The organism is Candidatus Cloacimonadota bacterium, from assembly GCA_012516855.1.
Taxonomy (GTDB): Bacteria; Cloacimonadota; Cloacimonadia; order Cloacimonadales; family Cloacimonadaceae; genus Syntrophosphaera.
Genome location: JAAYWB010000064.1, coordinates 1 through 8,745 on the forward strand (window position 1 = coordinate 1; position 8,745 = coordinate 8,745).

10 protein-coding genes are annotated in these 8,745 nt (G+C 57.5%); 9 read left to right on the top strand and 1 reads right to left on the bottom strand.

What is annotated here, in order from left to right; translation table 11 throughout:
* Positions 1-234: 234 nt before the first annotated feature.
* The 9 genes from GX466_06610 to GX466_06650 all read left to right on the top strand — a co-directional run bounded on the left by GX466_06610 (position 235) and on the right by GX466_06650 (position 8,460).
* Complete coding sequence (locus GX466_06610; protein ID NLH93874.1) at positions 235-687, top strand: hypothetical protein; 453 nt, start codon at positions 235-237, stop codon at positions 685-687.
* 254 nt (positions 688-941) lie between these two features.
* Positions 942-1,130: a hypothetical protein gene (locus tag GX466_06615; GenBank protein ID NLH93875.1), complete on the top strand. Its 189-nt coding sequence runs from the start codon at positions 942-944 to the stop codon at positions 1,128-1,130.
* Between the two features lie 488 nt (positions 1,131-1,618).
* Complete coding sequence (locus GX466_06620) at positions 1,619-2,263, top strand: DUF47 family protein (GenBank protein NLH93876.1); 645 nt, start codon at positions 1,619-1,621, stop codon at positions 2,261-2,263.
* A 7-nt stretch (positions 2,264-2,270) separates the two neighbouring features.
* Positions 2,271-3,755: an inorganic phosphate transporter gene (locus tag GX466_06625; protein ID NLH93877.1), complete on the top strand. Its 1,485-nt coding sequence runs from the start codon at positions 2,271-2,273 to the stop codon at positions 3,753-3,755.
* 123 nt (positions 3,756-3,878) lie between these two features.
* Positions 3,879-4,769: an AEC family transporter gene (locus GX466_06630; protein ID NLH93878.1), complete on the top strand. Its 891-nt coding sequence runs from the start codon at positions 3,879-3,881 to the stop codon at positions 4,767-4,769.
* A gap of 179 nt (positions 4,770-4,948) precedes the next feature.
* Positions 4,949-6,151: an acetate kinase gene (locus GX466_06635; protein NLH93879.1), complete on the top strand. Its 1,203-nt coding sequence runs from the start codon at positions 4,949-4,951 to the stop codon at positions 6,149-6,151.
* 45 nt (positions 6,152-6,196) lie between these two features.
* Positions 6,197-6,460: an RNA-binding protein gene (locus GX466_06640; GenBank protein ID NLH93880.1), complete on the top strand. Its 264-nt coding sequence runs from the start codon at positions 6,197-6,199 to the stop codon at positions 6,458-6,460.
* 65 nt (positions 6,461-6,525) lie between these two features.
* The gene (locus GX466_06645; protein NLH93881.1) at positions 6,526-7,416 is read left to right on the top strand and encodes a M1 family metallopeptidase; all 891 of its coding nucleotides are present in this window, start codon (positions 6,526-6,528) and stop codon (positions 7,414-7,416) included.
* An 18-nt stretch (positions 7,417-7,434) separates the two neighbouring features.
* The gene (locus tag GX466_06650) at positions 7,435-8,460 is read left to right on the top strand and encodes a threonine aldolase (GenBank protein ID NLH93882.1); all 1,026 of its coding nucleotides are present in this window, start codon (positions 7,435-7,437) and stop codon (positions 8,458-8,460) included.
* 92 nt (positions 8,461-8,552) lie between these two features.
* On the opposite strand, the gene GX466_06655 is transcribed toward GX466_06650, so the two are convergent.
* Positions 8,553-8,714, bottom strand: a complete 162-nt coding sequence (locus GX466_06655; protein NLH93883.1) for a hypothetical protein — start codon at positions 8,712-8,714, stop codon at positions 8,553-8,555.
* Positions 8,715-8,745: the final 31 nt, after the last annotated feature.

Genomic DNA, 8,745 nt, shown 5'->3' on the forward strand with positions numbered 1-8,745 from the left:
CAAGCCCGGAATGACGTGGGATGGAGGCTGGGATTGAGATTGTTTCTGGACGTTGGTTTGGGAGTTTCGGCGCTTCGGCGAGCGCCGCTACCTGCAGTCTGTGTAAGGCTTTTTCCCGGGAAACGCAAAATATTTCCGCGAAACCCCATTTTTCTCATACGCACGTTTATAGAGGGATGTGTTTCCGTTCGCGCGCGGAAAGGAAAATCCCAATAAAACAAGGAGGACACAGCCATGAAGGTGAAATTCAAATACGGCATCGCGACCTACAGCGGCACCATCGACGAAATGGTCTATGGCAGCTACCGGGACCACAAGCTCTGCATCGGGCGTGAATACGTGTATCCCAGGCTAACCGTCCACAACGACAACCTGGGCAAAACCGGCAGCAACCTGGCCATCCTTTGGGCCGGGGCCTCGCCCGAGTATAAGGCGGACCTTAAAACCTACGCCCAGCGCAACGGCAACGAAAACGTGCCCAAAACGCAGTATCCGCCCAACGGCTACGCGCTCTGGGTGAAAGCGCTCCACGCCTGGCAGGACAAGACGCCCAGCATCGACATCTCCACCCTCACCGTGGAAGACTTCGAACTCGGCGGCGCCAGCGTCAGCACCGTGAAAAACGCCATCGAAAACGGCTTCCTGAAAAAGGTCGCCAACTACGACGACCTCACCGAAGCCTACTGACCCGGAGGGTAAGAGGGGGTCGGAAGGCCCCCTCCTTTTACCGTCCACGAATTGAAGGGAACGCGGATGACAGGATCTACGGGATAAAAAGAGGGATGGGCTGGCGTAGAACGAAGCATCGACGACAACAGCAACAATTCCTGTAGTCCATGCTCGCAAGCTCGCTGGACTCCAGGGGTCGGAGTCCCCTTCCACCTTTCCACGAACTCCGCTTTCCCTCTGTGACTCTGTGGTAAAAAAACAAGGAGAGACAAATGAACGAGAACCTGCTGAAAGAACTCGCCCGGGAACTGGCCGCCAAAGTGAACAAGCTGGTGGACATCCCCTTCATCAAAGAAGATGACGAACAGGCGTTCTTTGAACTGATCATCCTGCTCATGCTGGAACTGGTCTTCAACCGCCTGGGTTTCAAGAATGCTGTCGAAATCTCGCCGCGTGCGTAAGACGCAAACTGCGCAAGAGGCGCAAGGAATGTAATAAGTGATGGATTCCGGGTCAAGCCCGGAATGACGTGGGTTTAGGGCTGGGTGGGGGTTTATGGGCTATTCAGCCCGGTCTGGATTCCGGGTCAGGCACGGAATGACGCGTAAGACATTGGCCGGGAGAGCAGAACATACGTCATCCCAAGCCCGGAATGACGTGTAAAGACATTGGCCGGGAGAGCAGAACATACGTCATCCCGGACGTCACCGAGCCCGTGAGGTGACTTTGATCCGGGATCCATGAAAGGATAAGGACTGGATTCCGGGTCAAGCCCGGAATGACGTGGATGTGGGGCTGGGTGGTGGATTATAGGCTATTCCGTCCGGACTGGATTCCGGGTCAGGCCCGGAATGATGCATAAGGGTCCGCGCTTTTCCGCTTGACAGATTTATAAGGTTGAAAATAAACTGAAAGGTTACATTGACTATAACAGAGAACAGGAGTTGACATGGCACTGGCGCTGAAAACCACCAAGTTCGTGGAGTCGCAGATTGACACATTCCTGGATGTGGTAAGCGATTCCGCGCTGCTCTTCCAGCTTGGCGTGGAGGATTACCTGTTGGGCAGGTATGAGCAGTTTGAAGAGCGGCTGAACCTCATCCGCGAAAACGAAAAAAAGGCCGACGACCTGCGCGTGGCGATAGAGCGTTATCTTTACGAACGCACCCTCATCCCGGAAAACCGGGGCGACGTTCTGGCCATTCTGGAAAACACGGACGAGGTGATGGACAACATCAAGGACACGCTGATGCAGTTTTCCATCGAAATGCCGCAGATACCGCAGGAGGCGAACGACCTCTGGATACAGACCACCAAAGCCTCGACAGCGGCCGTGGAGCAGCTCACCTATGCCGTGCGCTCCTTTTTCCGCGACCTTGCCCAGGTGAACAACTACATCCACAAGGTTTATTTCTTCGAGCGCGAGGCCGACCAGTTGGGCGAAAAGCTGCGCCGCCTCATTTTCGCCCAGGATATGGAACTCGCTCAAAAGTCCCATCTGCGCTGGTTCGCCCTGCACATCGAACAAATCTCCGATTACGCCCAGGCCGTTTGCGACCGCCTGGCCATCTACGCCATCAAAAGGCAGCTCTGACCCCGGCATGATCTACATTTTCCTGATCAGCGGCCTGTTCATAGGTTGGTCGATGGGGGCCAACGACACCGGCAACATCTTTGGCGCCGCTGTTTCCACCCGCATGATCAGATTCCGCCAGGCAGCCTTGATCGCCTCGGTCTTTTACTTTCTGGGAGCGGTTTTGGAGGGAAGCGGACCCTCCAGCACCCTGGGCCGTTTGGGTTCGGTGGACGCCCTGGGCGGCGCTTTCACCGTGGCGCTGGCCGCCGCGCTGGCCATCCTGGTGATAGTGCGGCTGGGCATTCCCGTCTCTGTTTCACAGACCATCGTGGGCGCGCTCATCGGCTGGAACTACTTTTCCGGGCGCCTCACCAACTTCGGTTCCCTGCTCACCATCGCCAGCAGCTGGATAACCGCCTTCGTCGTCGCCGCCGGAATAGCCGCCCTGCTCTTCTACATCGTGCGCGGCTGGGTCAACAACTCGAAGCGCCACCTGCTGGAACAGGACATGATCATCCGCTACGCCCTCATCTTCTTTGGCGCCGTGGGGTCTTACTTCCTGGGCGCCAATACCATCGCCAACGCTGTGGGCGTCTTTGTTCCGGTCACGCCCTTCAAGGATATCGCGCTCGGCCCCTCCCTATCCATCACCGGCGTGCAGCAGCTTTACATCATCGGCGCACTGGCAGTGGTTTTGGGCATTTACACCTATTCCCACCGGGTGATGGGCACCGTGGGCAAAGACATCGTTCAGCTTTCGCCCGCCACGGCGCTGGTCGCCCTGCTCACGGAGACCATCGTCCTCTTTCTCTTTTCCTCCCGCGGATTGCATGACCTGCTTGTCTCGCTGGGGCTTCCGCCCATTCCGCTGGTGCCGATCTCTTCCACCCAGGTGATCGTGGGCGCCGTGATCGGAATCGGGCTCGCCAAAGGCGGAAGAAACATCCGCTACAATGTCCTCGGCAAGGTCACCCTGGCCTGGATCGCCGCGCCGACGATGGCCTTCCTTTTTTCCTTCGTCGCCCTCTTCATCACGCAGAACGTCTTTGAGCTCGAGGTCCGCCATCCCCTAACCTACAGCGTGGACAAGAGCGCGGTGAAAGAAATCGGGCGCCGGGGGATAGACACCAACAAGCTTAGCTTCGTGAACCTGCGCACCTTCAAGACCGAGATGGAAATCTACCGGGAACTCACTTTCGAAGACGCCTACCCGCCAGAACAGGCCAGGGAAATCATCTCCATCAGCGAAAACCACCCCCTGCTGGTGAAGCTGGAACTGCTGCAAAAACATGGCCTGGACAAGCGCCTGAGCCCGGAACAGCTGGAAGCGCTCAGCCAACTGGAGGGCAGGAGATTCAAACGCAAGTGGAACCTCGCCCAAGCCCTGGCCCAAGATCCCGCCTGGCAACTGCTCGAGAAGCCGGAAAACCGGGCGGAGGAAACCCGCAACGCCAGGCTGCTGGCCGATTTGGACCTTCTCTACAAGGTCTTTTACGCCCCCGGCGATTGAGGCGGGAATCCGGTTTTAGGAAGCGTGTGTCCGCAACCCTTATGTCTTTCAACCTTTCACGGAGGCCGGCCTTCCCCCTTTTCTCCGTGTCTCCCCTTCTTCCAGCCCCTGCGTTAAAAAGCCATGACTGAACAAAACATCGTCCTCGTCTTCTCCTTCGCCCTCGGCATCGTTCTGAAAAGCCTGAAATTCCTTTCCAAAGACGACGCCCCGGTGCTGCTGCGCTTCATGCTCAACGTCTGCCTGCCCCCGTTGATGATCCTCGCCATCTACCGTGCCACGCCTTCCGCGAACATGCTGCTGGTCCCGCTGATCGCCATGCTGGTGGTTTTCATCATCTATTTCATTTCATCATCCATCGGCAAAAAACTGGCCATGCCCCGCCCCACTTTCGGCTCTTTCCTGGTGGGCACGATGATCATGAACACGGCCTTCGCCCTGCCTTATTTCAAGGCTATCGGCAGCGAGGAACTTGCCCTCGCCTCGCTTTACGACATCGGCAACACCATCCTGATCTTCACTTTCAGCTACTACAACGCCATCAAATACGGAGACAACGCCCACAGCGACCGCATCCAGATAAAGAAATTCCTCACCCTGCTGCCGCTTTGGGCCATGGCCATCGCCTTTGCCATCAAGGGATTCGGACTGCACATCTCGCCTGCCGCGATTACCTTGCTGGAGGTTTTGAGCCAGCCCATCGGAGTGCTGATGATGGTGGCTCTGGGACTGGCTTTCGCGCCCAAGCTCTCCCATCTGGGCAAGGCGCTGATAGCCGTGTTCATCAGGATGGGCCTGGGTTTCGCCGCTGGATTCGCGCTTTCCCTGCTCTTCGGGCTGCAGGGCGTCCCGCGCCTGGTGGTGCTCACCTGTTCCGCCCTGCCGGTGGGTTTCAACACCCTCATCTTTGCCGACCGCGAGAACATGGACCGCTCCTTCGCCGCCACCATGGTCTCGGTCTCAACCCTCATATCCCTCTTCACCACACCCCTGCTGATCCGCCTCTTTTCCTGATCCGGCCTGCCTTTCGCCCCCGCCCGCCCGAGGGCCGGGGTTGTGGCTTTTTCAGCCGGACGTGAATGGGGCGCGGATAAACGTGGATGCGTAGCCAAAAAGCGCCGGACAGCCAAATCGGTTGACAGTTTTGCCCCTCCGCGCCGACTTGGACAAAAAAACAAAACAACGAGGAACAAATGAAAATCTTAGTGCTCAATTGCGGCAGTTCGTCCATCAAATACCAGTTCATCGACATCGAGCCCCGGCACGTGCTGGCTGAAGGCATCGCGGAAAGGATCGGGGAAGACATCGCGCTCTTCACCTACAAAAGCGAAAAATTCACCAAGAAAAAGCGGGAAATGGTGATCGAGAACCACGAACAGGGTCTCCAGCTCATAATCGACTCGCTGCTGGACAAGGTTAACGGCGTTATCGGCGACAAGAGCGAAATCGACGCCGTGGGACACCGCCTCGTGCATGCTGGGGAACACTATTCGGACGCCGTGGTGATCACGGACCACGTGGTGAACGTGATGCAGGAATGCGTCTCGCTGGCGCCGCTGCACAACCCCGCCAATCTGAAAGGGATCGAGGCCGTGAAGGCCAATATGCCTTCCGTTCCGCAGTGCGGGGTTTTCGACACCGCCTTCCATCAGTCCATGCCTCCACGAGCCTTTCTCTATCCGCTTCCGCTGGACTTTTACAAGGTCCACAAAATCCGCCGCTACGGCTTCCACGGCACTTCCCACAAGTATGTGAGCATGCAGGCGGCTGAGTATTTGAACAAAAACATCGAGGACCTGAAAATCATCACCTGCCACGTTGGCAACGGCGCCTCCATCACCGCCATAGACGGCGGCAAAAGCATCGACACCTCGATGGGCCTAACCCCGCTGGAAGGCCTGATGATGGGCACCCGCTGCGGCGACATCGACCCCGCCCTGCCTATCCACATGCAGAAAAACATGGGGATGGGGGTGGACGAAGTGAACGTCATCCTGAACAAGAGAAGCGGAATGCTCGGCCTTTCCCAGATTTCGAACGACATGCGCGAAATCGAGGACCAGATGACTATCCACAAAAACCCCGCCGCTATTCAGGCGTTTGACGTATATTGCTATCGCATAAAGAAATACATCGGATCATACTTCGCCGCGATGAACGGCCTGGACCTGCTGGTTTTCACCGGAGGGGTTGGCGAAAACATGTCCGCCATGCGCGAACAGGTCTGCCAGGATATGGATGCCCTGGGCATCAGGCTGGATCTTGAAGCCAACGCCAACGCGGGCTCCGACATAGCGCTGCTGAGCGCGCCGGAATCCCGGGTGACAGTGCTGAAGGTTCCCACCGACGAAGAGCTGATGATCGCCCTGGAAACGCAGCGGCTCTTATCCCGTTAACAATCAGAACCATATAGAAATACGCCTCCGAAAAAGGGGTTCGCCATGCGTATTGACCAACTGCTCAACAAGCTTTGCCTCACCAAGACCCGAAACATCGCCAAAACTGCCTGCGACAAGGGCTTGGTGAGCCTGAACGGCAAAACCGCCAAAGCCTCCGCCGAGGTGAGAGAGGGGGATTTGCTGGTCTTCAGGCTCTATGGCTTCGAACACGAAATCAGGATAGACAAAGTTCCCTCCGGCAACGTGGCCAAAAAAGACGCCACGGACTATTATACCCTTCTGGGGCGCAAGGAGTTGCCGAACTGAAACGCCTGCTTTGGCTGTTCGCTCTTTGCCTGCTCGCTGCGGGATTGGCGGCTCAGGAATACAAGGTGGCGGCCTTCACGGAAAACTTCGTTATCCACAGCGTGGATGGCGGTTTCCCCGGCGGCCGGAGCTTCGTGGATGAACTGGACTCGAGGATAGGAAAGCTCCAGATGGATTTGGGCGTCTATCCAGAAGGCAAGGCCGAAATCTTCATCGTTCCTGACCGCGCCTCTTACCAGGCCCTGGCCCGGGGACGCGGTGCCATTGTGGAATTCAGCGAGGCTTTCTATTCCGGCCGGGAACGCCGCATCTATGCCCGCAGCGCCGACCAGGTTCCCGCCAATTACAGCGGGCTGATCCTGCACGAATACACCCACTGGCTGCTGGATGAACTGATGATCGGGGCCCCCCTCTGGTTGCACGAAGGCCTGGCCACGGAATACGGGCACCAACTGGGGCTCGACCGCTACTATCACTATGTGAGGGAACGCTTTTGGGGCAACCGCATGGACCTCTTCAGGCTGGCCTACAACTATCCGAAGCAGCGGGAAGATTGGGAAATGTACTATTTAACCTCATATTTCGCCGTGCGTTACATGCGCGAGAAAGACCCGAAGGCCTGGCGTGCGTTCTGGAACATCGTGGCCGCCCACAACCGCCGGGGAGAGCGGGTCCGTTTCGCGGAAGCTTTCGGCCGGGCCTACAATTCCAACCTCCACAGCTTCAGTCTGGATTTCGCGGAAGCCAGCCGCCGCAAAGCCTGGATCTACCTCATCACCGGCTTTTCCTCGCTAATCTTCGCGCTGCTGCCTTTTATGGTGATAATCGCCACGTTGCGCCAGAGGAGGAAAATGAAAGCCCTGCCGGACTTGGAAATACCGGCGGAAAAAGAAGTTACGGTTCCGGAAACCGACCCTCCCGAAGCATCGGGACAGGACGAACAACCGGAGCCGTGACCGCAATCTGGGAGAAAAATGTATCCTATAAGTTTTGGAAGCGACAACCACAGCGGAGTGCATCCCAAGGTCTGGGAAGCCTTGCGCAAAGCGGACCTGGGCTATTGTCCCGCCTACGGGGAAGATCCCCTCACCGAAAAAGTGCTGAAAAAGCTCGAATGGCTGTTCGGAGGCGGCTGCGAGGCCGCTTTCCTGATCACCGGAACCGGGGCGAACGTGGTGGCCCTGCAAAACTACATCCGTTCCTACAACGCGGTTTTTTGCGCCAACACGGCCCACATCAACGTTGACGAGTGCGGAGCCGTGCAGAAATTCACCCAGGCGCGGCTGAAGGTGATCGATACCCGGGACGGCAAGCTGACCCCCGAACTCATCCATCCGCATCTGCTCACCAACCGCGACCAGCACCATTCCCAGGGCCGGGTGGTCTCCATCACCCAAAGCACGGAATACGGCACGCTTTATTCTCTGGCCGAACTCAAAGCCCTGGCTGACTTTTCCCACGAACACGGGATGTTTCTGCACATCGACGGCGCACGGCTCGCCAACGCCGCCGCCGCCCTGGAATGCAGCCTGAAAGAGATGACCAAGGACGTCGGGGCCGACACGGTGAGCCTGGGCGGAGCGAAAAACGGCCTCCTCTTCGGCGAAGCGCTGATCAGCTTCACGCCGGAACAGACCGCGGACCTGCGTTTCTACCGCAAACAGGGAAACCAGCTCTTTTCCAAGATGCGCTACATCGCCGCGCAGTTCGACGCCTATCTGGAAGATGAGCTCTGGCGTGTCAACGCCCTGCACGCTAACAAGATGGCCGCGCTGCTCGCCTCCCGGATCAGGGATATTCCGCAAGTGCGCATAACCCAGCCGGTGACGGTGAATTCCCTCTACGTGATACTCCCGCCCGACATCACCCCCGCCCTCCAGGAAAAATACCGCTTCTACATGTGGAACGAAGCCCGCAACGAGGTGCGGCTGATGTGCAGTTTCAACACCACGGAAGAACATGTCCGGGAGTTCGTGGCAGACCTGAAATCAATGCTTTGAACGTAACTTTGTCTCGAGAAAAAGCCGGGCTGGGATTTGGCTCGGCGTACAGCGAATGTAGTGAGCATGGACGGCAGGAAGCATCTGAAAAATCATTCATTGCTGCCGTCGATGTTGGTGGAGCCTGGAGTCCAGCGAGTTTGCGAGCTTGGACTACAGGGATTATTGCTGCTGGCGTCGATGCTCGTTCCTTGCTCGACGCCAGCCTCCAGGGCAACGTCATCCCGGACGTCACCGAGCCCGCGAGGTGACATTGATCCGGGATCCATTGGCGAAAGGTTTCGC

Bases quoted from the DNA above. Each gene is read 5' to 3' on its own strand.
- GX466_06610 (NLH93874.1), top strand. From the start codon at position 235: ATGAAGGTGAAATTCAAATACGGCATCGCGACCTACAGCGGCACCATC.
- GX466_06615 (NLH93875.1), top strand. From the start codon at position 942: ATGAACGAGAACCTGCTGAAAGAACTCGCCCGGGAACTGGCCGCCAAA.
- GX466_06620 (NLH93876.1), top strand. From the start codon at position 1,619: ATGGCACTGGCGCTGAAAACCACCAAGTTCGTGGAGTCGCAGATTGAC.
- GX466_06625 (NLH93877.1), top strand. From the start codon at position 2,271: ATGATCTACATTTTCCTGATCAGCGGCCTGTTCATAGGTTGGTCGATG.
- GX466_06630 (NLH93878.1), top strand. From the start codon at position 3,879: ATGACTGAACAAAACATCGTCCTCGTCTTCTCCTTCGCCCTCGGCATC.
- GX466_06635 (NLH93879.1), top strand. From the start codon at position 4,949: ATGAAAATCTTAGTGCTCAATTGCGGCAGTTCGTCCATCAAATACCAG.
- GX466_06640 (NLH93880.1), top strand. From the start codon at position 6,197: ATGCGTATTGACCAACTGCTCAACAAGCTTTGCCTCACCAAGACCCGA.
- GX466_06650 (NLH93882.1), top strand. From the start codon at position 7,435: ATGTATCCTATAAGTTTTGGAAGCGACAACCACAGCGGAGTGCATCCC.
- GX466_06655 (NLH93883.1), bottom strand. From the start codon at position 8,714: ATGTCACCTCGCGGGCTCGGTGACGTCCGGGATGACGTTGCCCTGGAG.